General features: G+C 41.1%; 8 protein-coding genes. 6 read left to right on the top strand and 2 right to left on the bottom strand.

Annotation, left to right across the window (positions count from 1 at the left end; genetic code table 11):
- The first annotated feature begins 525 nt into the window (after positions 1-525).
- Positions 526-1,290 carry a glycerophosphodiester phosphodiesterase family protein gene (locus NBH15_RS10540; protein ID WP_250822622.1) on the top strand — a complete coding sequence of 255 codons (765 nt, stop codon included), beginning with the start codon at positions 526-528 and terminating at the stop codon, positions 1,288-1,290.
- Positions 1,291-1,294: 4 nt separating this feature from the next.
- Here the strand turns inward: NBH15_RS10540 and NBH15_RS10535 are convergent, their stop codons facing one another.
- Positions 1,295-1,843 (bottom strand): RNA polymerase sigma-70 factor, encoded by a 549-nt coding sequence (locus tag NBH15_RS10535; RefSeq protein ID WP_186960249.1) that lies wholly within the window; start codon positions 1,841-1,843, stop codon positions 1,295-1,297.
- A 148-nt stretch (positions 1,844-1,991) separates the two neighbouring features.
- On the opposite strand from NBH15_RS10535, the gene NBH15_RS10530 reads away from it, so the two are divergent.
- The 4 genes from NBH15_RS10530 to NBH15_RS10515 all read left to right on the top strand — a co-directional run bounded on the left by NBH15_RS10530 (position 1,992) and on the right by NBH15_RS10515 (position 9,771).
- Positions 1,992-2,960, top strand: coding sequence for a FecR family protein (locus NBH15_RS10530; protein ID WP_250817668.1), 969 nt, complete (start codon positions 1,992-1,994; stop codon positions 2,958-2,960).
- A 121-nt stretch (positions 2,961-3,081) separates the two neighbouring features.
- Positions 3,082-6,522: a TonB-dependent receptor gene (locus NBH15_RS10525; RefSeq protein WP_250822621.1), complete on the top strand. Its 3,441-nt coding sequence runs from the start codon at positions 3,082-3,084 to the stop codon at positions 6,520-6,522.
- A gap of 32 nt (positions 6,523-6,554) precedes the next feature.
- Positions 6,555-8,315 (top strand): RagB/SusD family nutrient uptake outer membrane protein, encoded by a 1,761-nt coding sequence (locus NBH15_RS10520; protein ID WP_250822620.1) that lies wholly within the window; start codon positions 6,555-6,557, stop codon positions 8,313-8,315.
- A gap of 82 nt (positions 8,316-8,397) precedes the next feature.
- On the top strand, positions 8,398-9,771 hold the full coding sequence (locus NBH15_RS10515) for a Gfo/Idh/MocA family protein (protein ID WP_250822619.1): 1,374 nt from the start codon (positions 8,398-8,400) through the stop codon (positions 9,769-9,771).
- Positions 9,772-9,810: 39 nt separating this feature from the next.
- Here the strand turns inward: NBH15_RS10515 and NBH15_RS10510 are convergent, their stop codons facing one another.
- On the bottom strand, positions 9,811-13,839 hold the full coding sequence (locus NBH15_RS10510; protein ID WP_250822618.1) for a hybrid sensor histidine kinase/response regulator transcription factor: 4,029 nt from the start codon (positions 13,837-13,839) through the stop codon (positions 9,811-9,813).
- 616 nt (positions 13,840-14,455) lie between these two features.
- Between NBH15_RS10510 and NBH15_RS10505 the strand changes: the two genes are divergently transcribed.
- Entirely contained in the window at positions 14,456-17,548 is a 3,093-nt protein-coding gene (locus NBH15_RS10505; protein WP_250822617.1) for a SusC/RagA family TonB-linked outer membrane protein, read from the top strand.
- Positions 17,549-17,559: the final 11 nt, after the last annotated feature.

Genomic DNA, 17,559 nt, shown 5'->3' with positions numbered 1-17,559 from the left:
TGTTTTTTCTACGTCATAGGCCTTATTTTTTTAGATTAGAATTAAAGTTGATTTAGTACTCGCATTGAAATTCAATCAATAGTTCTTCAGGAACTAATTACTTTATGGATTTGATTGAGAGAGGAGACAGTCTTTTTATTGGGCAGTTTTGCAAAAAATGTTCTTGAGCAGGAGAAGTAAGTCGGGTAAGACATCATACTCTGTGTTTTTATAATAAAATATTAGCTTATTATTTACTTTGTCTGATTTTAAAGTCAATGTGTTATGATATTATATTAATTTTTTTATTATTTTTGTCCAGTGTTATTCTCAATTTGATTTGTTTTCCATAGTTCCTGAAGAACTATGTCCGATATCCTCTATTCCCGTTAAGATAATGTAAGACTATCATTTTTTATACTCGCATTGATTACCGGCAGTTTTAGCCGGAGTTAGAAATCTTCCGCGGATGCTCCCGAATATCGGATAAAATCTGTAAGTTTACATGCTCAATATTTTGTAACGGATTCTAATACAAAAAAGAAGATGAAGAAAAGATCAATGTTTACTATGCTGCTTGTCTTGTTTTTATGTGCAAGTAACGTTTATTCCCAGACAAAAGTGATTGCCCACCGGGGTTATTGGAATTGTGAAGGTTCTGCTCAGAACTCGGTTACGGCTTTGAACAAGGCTCATGAGGTTGGAGCGTATGGCTCTGAATTCGATGTCTCTATAACGGCAGATGGCATTCCGGTTGTCAATCATGATGACAGTATTCAGGGTTTTTGTATAGAAACTTCTCTCTATGAACAACTGAAAGACCTGAAGTTGAAAAACGGAGAAACGTTACCGACTTTGGAAGAATACCTGATACAAGGAAAGAAAAATCAGGGAACTCAGCTTATTCTCGAGATCAAACCTCATAAACGAGTTGTGAATGAAGATAAAGCGGTTGCAACTATTCTTTATCTGGTGCAGAAATACCAGATGGAAGATCAGGTGGAATACATCTCTTTCAGTATGAATATTTGTAAGGAGTTGATCCGCCGTGCTCCGAGTGCCCAGATTTCTTATCTTCGTGGAGAAGTTTCACCGACAGACCTGAAGATATTAGGCTTTTCCGGCCTGGATTATCATTATAAAGTATTTGACAAACATCCTGAATGGATTCAGGAAGCCAAGAATGCCGGCCTGACGATCAATGTGTGGACAGTGGACGACCCGGCAGTGATGGAGTCATTCATTGCAAAGAATGTCGATTTTATTACAACGGACAAACCGGTACAGCTGAAGGAGATGATTGGAAAGTAACCTGCTATACTGCAAGGAATAATTGCAGGAAGTAAATATTCTTTTTCAGATATTTCAAAGCCTCATTGATGTGTCTTTCCACTGTCTTTGGGGTAATGTCGAGCCTTTCGGCAATTTCTTTATAGCTAAGTTGTTCATGGCGGCTCAGGTAAAAAACTTCTTTTTGCCTGGGCGGCAATTCATTTACCAACCGTTCAATATAAATCTGTAGATCTTTTGCCTGTAACTCTTCTTCTATATCATAAGCCTTGTCGTAAGCCGCAAGGATAGACATTTTATAGAAAGTTTCGTTGAAATTTTTCTTTGAATTACTGAAAATCATATTCCGGGTGATGATGAACAGTAAGCCTTCCAGATTTTCATTTTCATTTACATAACTGCGTATATCCCATAATTTGATAAAAACTTCCTGTACTACTTCCTCGGTGGTAGAATCGTTTGTGTAATAGAGTCTGCAAAACTTGTAGACTTTGTCGCAATATTTGTGATACAAAGAAGTAAAGGCCTCCTCGCTACCGTTTTTTAATGCCAGTATTAGTGTTTGATTATCCAATTTAGCTTCTTTATTGATTATTGCAAAGATAGAAAAGAATTGAAGAATAGCAAAAGTCTCTTAGAAAGATGGTAGGTTTTGTTAAAATAAAAAAAGTTTGATATTCTTCTGGGGGATAACTCTGAATTTGGAGTATTTAGTGTTAGATATGAAGGAAATGAAAGAAGAAGATATTATAAAAAAGGCTTTGACAAGCGGACTAACTGATAAGGAAAAAGAATTTCTGGCCGGTCGGGAGCCTGTTTTACGTCATTTGAAAGAACAGTGGAATGAACCGGGAGATTCGTTTCTTAGCCCTGTGGCTAAAGAACGGGTGCTGGGCCGGGTTATGCGGAAGATACATCCTTATAATACCCGTCGGGATTATTGGATGAAATATGCGGTAGCAGCCTCTCTGGCTCTGCTTATTTCAGTTGGCTCCTGGCTGATAGGACAAAACGGGGCAAAAGAGAAGACTATTTATGTAGTAAGTGCCGGCCGGCAGTCGATGGAGTCGTTCTATCTGCCGGATGGCAGCCATGTGTCGTTGAATGCCGGCGGAAGATTAACTTATCCGGAGTCGTTTGACGGAGAAAAAAGGGAAGTATCCTTATCCGGGCAGGCTTTCTTCGCGGTACATCATGATCCGGAACATCCTTTTATCGTGAAAACAAAAAGTATGGATATAAAGGCATTGGGGACTGCTTTCGAAGTGTTCTGTGTTGACTCCCTTTTTTATGCGGAAATGATTCTGACAGAGGGGGCGGTTGAGGTAAGCACAAAGAAAGAGCGGGAGAAAGGTGATGTCTTACTGGTCAAGCCTGATGAAAAACTGGCTTATGTGATGGGCGGAAAAGCAGAAATCATGCGAGTAAATGCCGATCAGTATTCATCCTGGCGCCGGGAAGGGAGGCCAAATTTCAAAAATGAAAAGTTAGGAATGATCCTTCCCCGTCTGGAAAGCTGGTATGGCATAAGTATAAAATGTCCGGCTGAACTGGCCGGTAAATATAGTTTTACCTTTTCTATTCATGATGAATCGTTGGAACTTTTGCTGGATATCATATCCAAGAGTTCTCCGGTTGCCTATCGTAAAAAAGGAGACAGCTTTGTCTTGTATGAGAAAGTCAATAAATAATTATGTTAAACTTAAATCAGGGATATATGAAAAACAAGCAAACCGGATAATGAGAGACAGTAGGAATACTGGCTGATAAAGAGAAAGAAAAAACGCATATTTATTTTATCTAATTATTAATATGAACAAACGAGTTATTTTGTTGAAAGATGTGTTCTGTAAACAATTCAAAAAACAGATCACACAATTGTTTCTGGTAGGTGCGATAGGCCTGGTTCCTATTTCGGCTTTTGCACAAGTCTATCAAATTACCATGAAGAAAAGTAATGCATCTTTGTCGTCTGTGATTGCAGAGATAGAGAAAGAGAGCGGCTATACTTTCTTTTATAATGATGACCAGATTAATCTGGGCAAGAAGATTTCAATCGATGTTACCGATGCTTCTCTGGATGTAGTATTGAACCATATGTTCAAGAATACAGGATACGTTTACCGTATTGTAAACAATCAGATCGTGGTTTCAAAATCATCCGAAGGGGGGATTGCACGTACATCGTCTGTGAATACGACGCAGCAGCAGAAGAGTGTCATGGTCAAAGGTGTCGTGAAAGATGCGCATGGTGAGCCTGTTATCGGTGCCAGCGTGGTGGAGGCCGGTACGACAAACGGAACTGTAACTGATTTTGAAGGTAATTTTGCCCTGACACTGTCAGGGAGAGATAAGCACGTGCTTATCTCTTATATTGGTTATACAACAAAAAATATTGCGTTGAAAGATGGTCAGACTTCGATTAATGTTATTTTAGAAGAAGATTCTGAATTACTGGATGAAGTAGTGGTTGTAGGTTACGGTACACAAAAGAAAGTGAACCTGACCGGCTCGGTCGCTGCGATTAGTTCGGAAGAAATCAAAGACCGTGTACAGACAAATGTACTGGCCGCTGTCCAGGGTACGGTTCCCGGCGTAACGGTTATTTCCCGTCCGGGTTCGACACCTTCAATCAATTTCCGTGGTCGCGGTAACCTGGGTACTTCTTCTCCTTTATATGTGATCGATGGTGCGATTGCTGATGCCGACTTGTTTTCGAACCTGGATCCGAACAGTATTGAGACAATCTCTTTCCTGAAAGATGCTTCTTCTTCTGCAATTTACGGTTCACGTGCCGCTTATGGTGTAGTATTGGTTACAACCAAGCGCGGTCAGAAAGAAAAAATGAATGTTTCTTACAGCGGCTATGTCGGATTGAAAATGCCGACTTACCTGCCGGACGTACTCGATTCATGGGATTATGCGACCTTGTTGAACGAAGCATTCTATAATCGCGATGCAAGCAATGGTAAAAATGCCGCTTATTCGGAAGATGAGATCAAGTGGTTCCGGGACGGTTCGAAACCGGATTATTACCCGAATACGAAATGGGCGGACCTGGTGCTCGATAATCCGGTGGTTACCACACAGCATTCGTTGAATTTTAGCGGTGGTAGCGATAAAGTACGTTTCTTCTCAGGATTGGGGTATCTGTATGATGATAAGTTCATGCCGGGACAAAGTTCGCAGCGTTATAATCTGGATATCAATGTGGCAGCCGATGTAACAAAATGGCTGACATTGAAATCGGGCGTGAAGTTTATCCGTAGTACAAATAAAACGGAACATGGAGTTGCTTCGATCGGAAATTTCCTGATGGTACCTTCTACGATGGTTGCGCAGCAGTCGAACGGTGAATGGGGTTCCATTGCCGGCGGAAAGGCAGCTACCCAGTCGTTTATGAACGGTAACCCGTTGCGTGCCCTGAGCAAGAATAATTGGTCGGACGGTAAGACCGACAATACAATGATTGATCTAGGATTCGATCTTAAACCTGTTAAAGGCTTGGTGATCTCCGGGCAAGGTGCATTCAAAGGATGGGAAAGTAAATCAAGAGGGTATACCGCTTTGCAGGATAACGTAAAGAATTTTGAAACAGGTGCTGAAATCCCTGGAACCGGTGTGTATACAAATGAAATGAATATGTTCTGGCAGAGTGAAAACCGGACCATGTATACGTTGACTGCCCGCTACGACTGGTCGAATAAGGTACATAATATCGGCATACTGGCCGGTACCTCGTACGAACATTATAAATATGAACGTCTTTATGCAAAATGGAAAGATTTTGTAACGGATGATCTGGAAGATATGACGACCGGTGGAGAGATCAGCAAAGATCAACCGGACCAGAATTCGTATGGTACGCCGCTGAGAGAATATAAAATCCTTTCTTATTTCGGTCGTTTGAATTATAGCCTGCTGGATCGTTATCTGTTTGAAGCCAACCTGCGTGCGGATGCTTCCTCCCGTTTCCATAAAGATAACCGTTGGGGGATCTTCCCGTCTTTTTCTGCCGGATGGCGTATCAACCAGGAAGATTTCATGCAACAGATCGATTGGATCAATAACCTGAAAGTCCGTGCTTCATGGGGTACGTTGGGTAATATTAATAACGTAGGTAATTACGATTATTTCCAGTTGTATAATAATGGTTCGGATTATAACTTCGACAATGAAGCGGTAAAGGGGGTATTGGAATCGAAACCGGCAAACGAGAAATTAGGCTGGGAAACGGTTGCCCTGACCGATATAGGTGTCGACTTCGATATCTTCAACGGATTACTGAGCTTAACTGCTGATTACTATGTGAAGAACACCAGCGATATCTTGCTGAGTTACAATGTGCCGTTGGAAACGGGTATCTGGTCTAACCCTTCGCAAAATATTGCCAAGGTGCGTAATAGTGGTTTTGAGTTGGCTTTGACGCATCGCAAATCGTTCGGTGATTTCTCTTATATGGTAAGTGCCAATATCGCAACCAACCATAATGAGATCAAAGACATGGGCGAATCTGACGATATTATCCAGAGTGGAGGTGACAAGATACGTTATATCCTGCGTGAAGGCGAGTCGATCGGTTCTTTCTTCGGATTGAAAACAGACGGGTTGTATACACAGGAAGAGATTGATGCCGGTCATTATTATACCTACGGTCGTAAACCGAAAGCCGGTGATATCAAGTATGTTCCGCAACGCGAAAATGTAGAATGGGGGAGTGCCATTAACGGAGAAGACCGCACGATTATCGGTAAAGATGTGCCTGACTTTACATATGGTATTAATTTGAATCTGCAATATAAAGACTTCGAACTTTCTATTTTCGGACAAGGTGTATCCGGAACAATGGCCGGTTTTGAATCTGAACAGGTTTCTGCTTTTATGTTGAACTCAAACCCGCGTAAGTTCCATCTGGGACGCTGGACGGAGGAGAATCCGAATCCGCGTGCTGTTTATCCCCGTATCTATGGCGGACACAGTCTGGATGATTATAATCAGTATTTCTCAGATTACCAGTTATTTGATGCAGACTATTTCCGTATCAAGACTATTTCTCTGGGTTATCGTGTTCCGTCTAATCTTATTTCCAAATGGGGAATGTCTTCTTTGAAATTTTTTCTGACCGGTGAAAACCTGTTTACATTGCGTGCCGATCATGTGATGAAAGATTTCGATCCTGAAGCCTCTTCCGGACGTGGTATCGGTTCGTTAGGAACCAAGTCGGTTGCTTTCGGCGTGAACGTATCTTTTTAATCGATTCAATAATTTAAAATTAAGTAAGAGTAATGGTAAATCTAAATATAAAGAAATGGGCAGTGTTTGGCTTGATAACTGCCTCTTTTACAGCTTGTGATTTGGACGTGATTCCGCCATCCGATATATCGGCAGAAAGTTTCTGGACATCGGAGAAAGATGCATGGTACGGTTTAAATGCTTGTTATGCACAAGGTAACGGTTTTGATATCTGGGATGAGATGTGTACGGATAATGCCCATAGCCATAAACCCTGGGAAGGCCCGTACGAATCTATCCAGCAAAGTGAACTGAGTACGGCGGAAGACCGTGGATATAGTTTTAGTACGGTTCGTATTGTGAACAACTTCCTGGAGAAGGTGGATAACTGTGAAATGGACGAAACCCTGAAAGAAAGGATGAAGGCGGAATCTCGTTTTTTCCGTGCTCAGGCTTATTTGGATCTGACAACTAAATTCGGAAAAGTGCCAATCGTAACAACCGTGATGGAATATGATGCGCCGAACGTTCCGCGTGATCCAGTCGATAAAGTGCAGGCTTTCATCCTGGACGAACTGGCTGCTATCGCTGCTGTCCTGCCGGACAAATACAACGGTGGTTATACAGAGGAGACCGGGCGTATCACACGTGCCGCCGCTTTGGCTTTGCGTGCACGTGCCGCACTGTATTTCGGTAATTACACGGAGGCCGAGGCTTCGGCAAACACCATTATTAAAGAAGGACACCATTCATTGTTTCGTGTGACGTCTTTGAATGAAGCACAGCGAAAAGAAGCGGAAGAATTAGGTCAGTTCATTGATTTTGAAGCAAAGGGCATAGATAAGGACAAATTCGCAAAAGGACTGTTCAGCTATGAAGCTCTTTGGCATCATGACAATGCTTCTCCTTCCAATCCTGAGTATATCCAGACCCGCGAATACATGAATGACGATAATAACAATGACTGGGCGCGTTATACGTATATCCGTCCCAGCCAGATGGGATCAGGATACTCTTCATTCGAACCGATGCAGGATTTGGTGGATGCTTATTGGGATATCGACGGCAAGACAATCCGTTCGTTGATCCCGATGGAAACCCGTAAAACAAATTTCGAGGCGATTAATGCTGAGGTGGATGGCCTGGACCAGGCAGCCTATATAGCAAAGGTTCCGACTATGGATCTTACAAAATTTGCTTATATGCAGGAGTTCCGTAACCGTGACAGCCGTTTGTATGCTTCTATCCAGTTCCCGTTCAAGGGCTGGCACGAAACAGACTTTAAAGGCGGCACGTTTTATTACAGATGGGATCCGACTAAAGCCGGACTGGACGGAAATGAGTCATGGAGTGGATATAGCTATCGTAAAATGGTGGCATTGAGTCCATATAACGATTATAACAGTTCTGATGATTATCCTGTCATCCGTTATGCCGAAGTGTTACTCACTTTCGCTGAAGCCCGTATTGCCAATTCTGGTTGGGACGGTGAAGTGCAGGCTGCATTGAACGATCTGCGTGACCGTTGCGGAATGCCGGATGTGCCGGTTACCATGCCTTCAAAAGACGCTGCTTTGGAATTTGTACGTAATGAACGCCGTATAGAACTGGCCGGTGAAGGACATCGTTATGATGATATCCGTCGCTATGGTTCGGCCTATGGGCAGAAGGCTATGAGTGGAATTACATATGCTCCGAACGGATATAAGCTGATCGAAAAGAAATGGAACGACCGTATCCTTCTGATGCCTATACCTCAAAATGCAATGGACTTGAACCCGCTTCTGAAAGATGATCAGAATCCAGGGTATTAATTAACCTTAGTTCCGGGCCGTCCGGTATGAAGGATGGCCCGCCTTTCTTAACTTATTCGCACTTTATATATTTAAAATACTTATGAGAAGAATTGTTTATTCATTGTTTTTACTGGCTGTTTTAGCCGGTTTTACCTGTAATCAGTCGGTGGCACAGGTAAAAATGATCCCGACATCAGCTCCTGAACGTCCTGCCGGACAGGCAGATGTTTTGAACCTGGCTTGCGATCCTATCCCGACAGTACGTATTGCGTATATTGGTTTGGGTATGCGTGGAAGCGGAGCTGTTTATCGTTCTACTTTCCTGGAAGGGGTAGAGGTGAAAGCTCTTTGTGATCTGAATAGTGATTACGTGAAAAGTGCGCAAAAAACGTTGACGGATAAAAAACTACCCGCTGCCGATGAATATACCGGTTCGGAAGACTGGAAAAAGATCTGTGAACGGGATGACATCGACTTGGTTTATATTTGTACAGACTGGTTGAAACATACTCCTATGGCTGTTTATGCGATGGAGCATGGTAAACATGTGGCTGTGGAAGTTCCTGCTGCCATGTCGATCGATGAATGCTGGCAGTTGGTTAATACGGCAGAAAAGACTCGTAAGCACTGTATGATGCTTGAAAACTGCTGTTATGATTTCTTTGAAATGGCCACCTTGAATATGGCTCAACAGGGTGTATTCGGTGAGGTGATCCATGGGGAGGGGGCTTACATCCACGACCTGCGTTCATTGAATTTCTACCCGAGTGAAAAGGGCGGTTATCAGGGAATGTGGCGTTTGAAATACAACGAGGAACATACCGGAAATCCGTATCCGACCCATGGATTGGGGCCGATCTGTCAGATTATGAATATTCACAGAGGGGATAAAATGAATTATCTGGTATCCATGTCCACTAAACAGGTAGGGATGACTGAATATGCCAAAGAAACTTTCGGTACCGATTCGAAAGAAGCCAAACAGACCTATAAAGTAGGTGACATGAATACCACATTGATTCAGACGGAGAAAGGAAAAACTATTTTGATTCAGCATGATGTAACCAGTCCACGTCCGTACAACCGCCATCATGTTGTTAGCGGAACGAAAGGTTTTGCTCAGAAATATCCCGTAGAAGGTATTGCGCTGGAGCCTGAAGCACATGAATTCCTGAATAAGGCGCAAATGGATTCTATCATGGCTTTGTATGAACATCCGATAACTAAAGAGGTTGGAGAAAAAGCCCGGAAAGTAGGAGGCCATGGCGGTATGGACTTTATTATGGATTATCGCCTTATTTACTGTCTGCGTAACGGCTTGCCATTGGATCAGGATGTATATGATGCAGCCGAATGGTCCTGCCTGACCGAGCTGACGGAAACATCCGTGAAGAATGGAGGTGCCCCGGTCGAAATCCCCGATTTTACCCGTGGTGCATGGGATAAGCTGAAAGGGTTGCGGTTCGCTGAATAGTTACGGATTTAAAATCAATATCAGAGAAAGTCTCCCAGGTTATTTCCCGGGGAGACTTTTTTGATTCTCAATATATTGGCTGGGGGATTCTCCAAATTGTTTTTTGAAACATTCCCTGAAATACTTCGGAGAAGTGAATCCTGTTTGATAGGCAATTTCTGTGATGTTCAAATCACTTTTCAATAAAAGTTTGGCTGCTTGGTTTAAACGGATGTCACGAATGAAATCGTTTGGAGTTTTTCCGGTAAGATTTTTTAGTTTTTTGAAAAATGGACTTCGGCTCATGCCTGCATTTTTAGATAGGTCATCTACTTTTAAATCAGGATTGGATACATTTGCTTTTATGAATTCGATGATTTCCAGTAGAAAGGTTGCATCTTTATCTTCTGTCACAAATTCTTCTGGTTCTAAAGCGGACAATGTTGCATAGCGGCGAGATATAAGTTCTCGACTTTTTAATACGTTCTTGATCTTTGTTTTTAAAATTTCCGGATTGAACGGTTTGGTGATATAATCATCAGCACCGACTGTCAGGCCTTCTATCTGATCGGTTTCTGAACTCAAAGCTGTTATCATAATGAAAGGGATGTGGCAGGTTTGTATGTCTTGTTTGATTTGTACACAAAGTTGCTTTCCATCCATTTCTGGCATCAGAATATCGGAAATAATAATATCCGGACTGTCTTTTCGCGCTATATCCAGTGCTATGGCTCCATTTTCCGCTTCTATTACGTTATACTTATTATTCAGAATACTCTTAATAAATTCCCGGAGATCATGGTTGTCTTCTGCTATCAATATGGTTGGGGAACTTGAATTGGTTTCCTGAATATCCTGTTCGTTCAGCATTTTCGTTAGATATGCCCGGTCTTTTTCTTTATTAGGCCGATTGTTCTCTTTACCTGTCGGGATAATTATTGCTTCATTTGTTGTTGCATCTTTATAAGGAATATGAATGGTGAATATTGTACCTTTATTTACTTCACTTTCCATATCGATACTTCCATGATGTAACTCTACCAGACTTTTCACTAATGACAGGCCGATGCCGGTACCATTAGGTATATCTCCGTCTAACTGGTAGAAACGATCGAATATCAGTTTTTGTTTATTAACGGGAATTCCTTTTCCTGTGTCTTTTACCGAGAGGTTCAATAAATTACCTTTTTCCAGTGTAACACAAACTTCTACTGTCCCATTTTCAGGAGTATATTTTATGGCGTTTGAAATTAAATTGTATAGTATTTTTTCTATAATATTGGGATCGATAGAGCAGACAAAATTCTCTTTGTCGGCATGAAAGATGAGTGTAACATTTTTCTCTTCGGCTAAAGGCTGGAAGTATGCAACACCGTGTTTAATGGAAGATATAATGTCTATATTAATCGGATTAAAGGTGAAGCAACCGGATTCTACTTTTGAAAAATCCAGAAGTCTGTTCACCAGATCCAATAGTTTATAAGCATTGTTTTTTATCGTAGTGAGATAATTCTCCCGGAGGGAAACTCTGCCTTTAGTATTACTGATGGCTTCCAGTGAGCTGATAATAAGCGTTAATGGAGTTCTGAATTCGTGGGTGATATTGGAAAAGAATTGTGATTTTAACTGGTTTAGTTTTTCGAGTTGTGCCCGTTCGAACTGTTCCCTGTTAAGCTGATTTTGCATTTTCAACCGATTAGTATAAATTCTGATTGAAATAAGAATAATACCGCCGATTATTATTGTATAGATAAAATAAGCCCATGTTGTTCGCCACCAGGGAGGAAGTATCGTTATTTTCAGAGAGGCTCCTTTTTCGTTCCAGACGCCGTCGTTGTTGGAGGCTTTAACCCGGAACAGGTAAGTGCCGGGATTTAAATTCGTATAGGTTGCCATGTGTTGTGTCCCGACATAGTGCCAGTTATTGTCGTAATTTTCTAATTTATAGGCGTATTGGTTTTTAGGTGTGTTTGTATAGTTGAGTGCAACGAAGTCTATGCTGAAAATAGACTGTTTAAATGGGATTGTTATCTCTTTGTTTGAAGGGACAGGGATACGTGATATATCCCCACTTGTTTTATTTTTAGGGGAATCATCATATAACCGGTAGTGAGTAATGATAACCCCAGGGGCATAAGGATTCATTTTTATTTGATCCGGACGGAAACTGTATATTCCGTCTACACAACCAAAGAAGAAAGTTCTGTCGGCACCTTTTTCGAAACTCATATCATTGAATTCAGTTCCGACAATTCCATCTTTTAGTCCGAAGTTTATGAATTGGTAAGAAGACAGATTCAGGCAACTGAGTCCGCGATCGGTCGATATCCAGAGTTTATTATTCGGTTCGTCGTACAATAAGCCTTTGATACTTTCGCTCGGCAGTCCGTCTTCCACTTGAAATATTCGATGTTTTTGTTCTTTGTGTGAATATTTGATGAGCCCTTGCCGTGTTCCAAGCCAAAGCGTATCTTGGATTGGGCAGATCGGGATAATAGTGTTTGCCAGTGAATAGGGTTGTTCTTGGTTGGCGAGAAAATTTCTTGTAAAAGAATCCTCTTCCGGATTGTATAAATATAGTCCACAGTTTGTTGCTACCCAGAGTAGGTGGTTCTCGTCTTCGATAACCGAGGTTATCAGATCGGGATAAATGTATTTTTTTAGTTCTTTCGTATTCCCGGGGAGAGTATGTAACTTCGGATCGTAGCAGAACAGTCCGCTGTTATCTGTTCCTATCCATATTCTGCATTGAGAATCTTCATACAGATATTTAATTGAGCTTGACGGGGATAAACTTTTTTTTATTAGTTTGTTTATTGGTTCGGTTAAGTTTCTGGGACCGGATATGATTAGCGATTTTTTGTAAGTTCCCAGCCACAATAAACCCCGGCTATCTTTCAGAATGGTATTGATTGTTGTTTCGCTTAGTTGAGGGGCTATTCGGTTTATGGCAGTATTGTCAATTTCATAAGTCTTGCTATTCAGCGAATAGACTCCTTTTGTATTTAATCCGGCTAAAATTGATTTATTATCCAATGTCTCCAGTGCAAAAACACAATGGATTGTAGATGGCGTATTATACTTGGGCGAAAGCGACAGGTGTGCAAACCTGTTCCGGTTCGGATCAAATTTATTTATTCCGCCGTTGATCGTTCCTATCCATATTGTTTGTGTGGAATCTACATATAATGAAGTGATCCCTTCCGAATTGAGATTTACATTTTCGTGTGTATTGTTTATATATTGAAATTCGTCAGTATCTATATTGTAGCAAGCAAGACCATCTTCTTCACTACCTAACAAGGCAAAAGAATCTTTATAAAAATGAATGTCCAGGATAGTCTGTCCGGATAGTTTGTTGAGGTTTTTCCCGTATAGATAAATTCCGTGACTTTGTGTACCTATCCAAAAATCTCCTTTTGGGTCAGTAGCAATGGTTGTGACTGTCTCAGAATTGAATGTTGAGTCGATAGAAGTTTGATAAAAGGCTTCTTCGATAGGATCGAAGTGCATGATACCTTTATTTCTTCCTCCTATCAGTAAAGAACTTTTGTCCTGCTCAATAGCCTTGATTCCCTGAGAAGCTCTATATATTTTGAGTCCTTCTGTGTTTAGGTCGAATGAAATCAGACACCCTTCTTCTGTTCCGATCCATAAAATATTATTTTTGTCTTCGAAAAGAGAGGAGATGTTGTAGTTGGAATGTGGGCTATCCGTGGTTTCGAAGTTGAATTGTTCGAAACAGTCTTTTTCTGAAATGTATTTGCACAAGCCTGTATTTGTTCCGATCCAAAGATTGTCTTTTGAGTCCTGATATATGTAGGAGATGTAATTATTAGGAATTGATGTCGAATCATTTTGTATATGATTGTATATGGTTATTTCGTAACCATCATATTTATTGAGTCCGTTTTTAGTGCCGATCCAAATAAGTCTGTTCTTATCCTGCTTAATATCAGTGATATAGTTTTGGGATAATCCATCGGCTATTGTTATGTGTTCAAACCAGAAGTCAGGAAAGTTTATTCCGCTTACCTGGAAAACAAAGAAAAGGATTGATAATATTATCAAACTTGTAATTCGTATCATCTTTATAATTTTTGAGCCTTAGTACTAGGAGAACTATGTTATCAAAATTCATTTTTCAGACCAGTCAATAAGTTTATTTTTATGGATAGTCGTCTAGGAAAAAGCTTGTTTTTCTTTATAATTGGTCCAGATTTAACTTAAAGTTCATTTGTGTATATATGTTATGTAATATATACAATCTATAACATATTTGTATCTTGTCTTTTAGATAGAACTATGGGATATTATTAGAAAAATGAATAAAAATACGTTATATTTGCCCATATTAACATAGTTCTCCTAGAACTACAGTATTATTGTGTTTTGGTTAATGTGTTGTTAGTTAGTTGATTGTGTTTTGTTTGATACAATTTTATCCCTATAAAAACCAATTTTTTTCCCTTCAAGTACAATATTATCTTCTGTTAAATCTGATTTGCTCCTATTGAATTTTGTGGTAACTGTAATTTCGCCCTCAGTAATGTTAATCTAAATTAAAGAAAGGAGGGCTATTAGGAGAAAGTAAAAATTATCACAGTTCAAACAGGGTTATAAGAACAGTTGTTAATCATCAGATAAATTATGACCCTTTGCTACAAACAGAAAATGAATTTAATCAACTATTAATAATAACATTATGAAGAACACAGGTTTTTATCTGTTATCTAATCAAAAAGTTTTAAAGCGTTCGCTTTTATTTGTTTCGTTAAGCAGTGCTTTGATGGGAGGAGGACCTAGTTTATGGGCTGCCGGTTCACCTGTTGGATTTGCTGGGGGCGATATTACAGTAGAGAATACATTCTCGGGTAATCAACCAGGGGTTGATGAGATTACTGACGACCGTGAATGGACTATTCAGGGGCAGGTCATGGAAAATGTAGAACCACCTATGTCATTGCCTGGTGTGAATGTAGTTATAAAAGGTACAACATTGGGTACGATTACCGATGGAAACGGTTATTTCAGTATCAAAGCCAAAAGAGGAGATATATTGGTGTTTAAATACATTGGCTTTAAAGATTACGAATACGTTGTATCCCGTCAAATCAGTAACTTGTCTGTCGCTATGACGGCCGACTCAGAAGAATTGGATGAAGTAATCGTAACCGGTATGTCGGAAGAAAAGCGTTTGAACTCCGTTTCTGCCGTATCTACATTGAACGTAACAGCTAATCTGACAACAAAGCCCATTACTTCTCTTTCTCAATCTTTACAGGGAGGTATCACTGGTTTGAATGTGTCGCAAAGCACCGGTCTTCCGGGTGCGGATAATGCCGTGATAAAGATTCGTGGTATCTCTTCTCTTAACACAAACAACGACCCGTTGGTGTTGGTGGATGGTATCCCGATGGATATGAATAATCTTGACCCGAATACCATTGAGAGTATGACCGTCTTGAAGGACGCCGCTGCTGCTGCCATGTATGGTGCCCGTGCAGCCAATGGTGTCATCGTGGTAAAGACCAAGCGTGGTATGCCGGGTAAAGTAAATGTTAGCTATAATGGATATGTCGGTGTTCAAAAAGCTACTTATTTGCCCAAATTTGTAGATGGCGCTACTTTTATGGAAATGACCAATATTGCACAGCAAAATATTGGTGGTGACCCGACTTATTCGCAAGAAGCCATTGATGCAACCCGTAACCATACAGATCCGGTCAAATATCCGGATACGGACTGGGCGGATTATATGTTTAAGGACGGTTTCATCCAAAACCATTCTGTCGGTATATCCGGTGGTAGTAACTTAGCCCGTTTTGCTTTGAATGTTAACTGGTTGAAGAACCAAGGTTTGATAGAAAAAGCAAAATCAGACCGTTTGACTATCCGTGCTAATACGTCGGTCAACTTGTTGGATAACCTCTCTGTTAACATGGACTTCAATGCGTACCGTACGAATCGTTACGAACCGATGTACCGTGGTGATGAACATGCAAGCAAGATTCTAGAATTCATTTATCGTACACCGTCTAATGTCATGTCGGTTTATCCGATGAAAGAGGGGCGCGATGTCGTCTTTTATGGTAACCGTCCGGAGCAGCGCAACCCGGCAGCCATGATTGAACGGGGTGGTGAATTCAAAGCCTTGGAGGATAACGTAAGTATCAATATTGCTCCTCGTTGGGAGATCATTCCGAAGTTGATCGTTCGTGGACAATATTCTTACCGTGTCAGCAGTTCGGCCGAAAGAGAACAACGCCGTGCTTATAACTTCTTCGATTACGAGACGGATGTGTTTTTGCAAACATGGGATGCCATCAACAATGCTTCTAAAGATCGCAGTTCTTATTACTATTTAGGAGGCACGGCTGAATACACGTTTGAAAAAGACAAACATCGTTTGTTTGTGTTGGGAGGGTACAACCAAGAGTTAACAAACAGCAAAGACTGGGACCAGTGGTCAATGGTTTCTTTGTTTGCCAAAGCCAACTATACATTCAACGACCGCTATTTGTTGGAAGGTACGGTTCGTCGCGATGGATCTTCTCGTTTCGGGAAAGGGCATAAATATGGAGTGTTCCCCTCTATAGGTGCCGGTTGGAACGTGACGGAGGAAAACTTCATGAAGGAATTGTCATTTGTCAACCACATGAAGATCAGGGGATCTTATGGTATGTTGGGTAATGAAAACATAGGCTTGTACAAATACCAGAACTTGATTAGTTCAGGCGACGGTACTGAAACGGTATTCGGTAACCCGGATCTGACTTGGGAAACGGTTCGTATGTTGGACCTCGGTTTCGATATGACCTTGTTTAAGGATTTGGATATCACGTTCGACTATTACAACAAGTTGACTACCGATTTGATTCTTGCACCGCCAACATCTTTTATCGGTGGTACGTTTTTGGGTAACGACAAGAGAGTTCTATTAAACTCCGGTAAACTGAGAAACCGTGGTTGGGAGTTGGATCTGAATTACGGAAAGCAATTGACGAAAGATTTCTCGTTTAACATCCATGGTGGTTTGAGCCATAATGAAAATGAAATCAAAGAGTTGTTTGGCGGCCCGTATGACAACGGTACCCGTATCCATACAGAAGGATATGCTTTGAACAGTTATTATGTTTATCCATCCGATGGATTGTTGCAGGAAAGCGACTTCACGAAAGATGCCAGCGGAAATTGGATCCCGAAAGAAGGGGTGGTTATCTATGACGGGCAGCAGCCGGGTGATATTCACTATATCGATACCAATAAGGATGGCAGTATTACAGCTGATGACCGTGTGGTACGTGGTGATGATCAGCCGAAGTTAAACTATTTTGCCAACATTTCGTTGAATTGGAAGAAGTGGAGTTTTGAAACGTTGTTCCAGGGTGTAAGCGGTTCGGAATCTTATTATACAGCTCCGTTCTCATACGGATTGGATATTACAGGGGATGGCTTGACACCAATCACTGCCCAAATGGATTATTGGACACCGACCAATACCGGTGCACGTTATCCGCGTTTGGCTCCGAATGCATCTTATGGTAACAACCACCACCAATCTGATTTCTGGCGTTTCAATTCAAGCTATTGCCGTATCAAGTATATCCAATTGGGGTATACATTCGACCAGATGGCTTTGAAGAGGATGGGTATCCAGAGTATCCGTGTGTATGTCAATGCGCAAAACCCGTTTACTTTTGCACAGGACGATTTGATCGACCCGGAAGGAAAGGGGCAAATGAGTTCTTACCCAATGGTGAAAACGTATTCTTTTGGTCTTAATTTGAACTTCTAAAACAGGAATAT

Origin of the sequence: Parabacteroides caeci, from assembly GCF_023656795.1 — a bacterium.
Taxonomy (GTDB): Bacteria; Bacteroidota; Bacteroidia; order Bacteroidales; family Tannerellaceae; genus Parabacteroides; species Parabacteroides segnis.
Note: the sequence above shows the minus strand (reverse complement) of the source record. Positions and strands in the feature narration are given on the sequence as shown.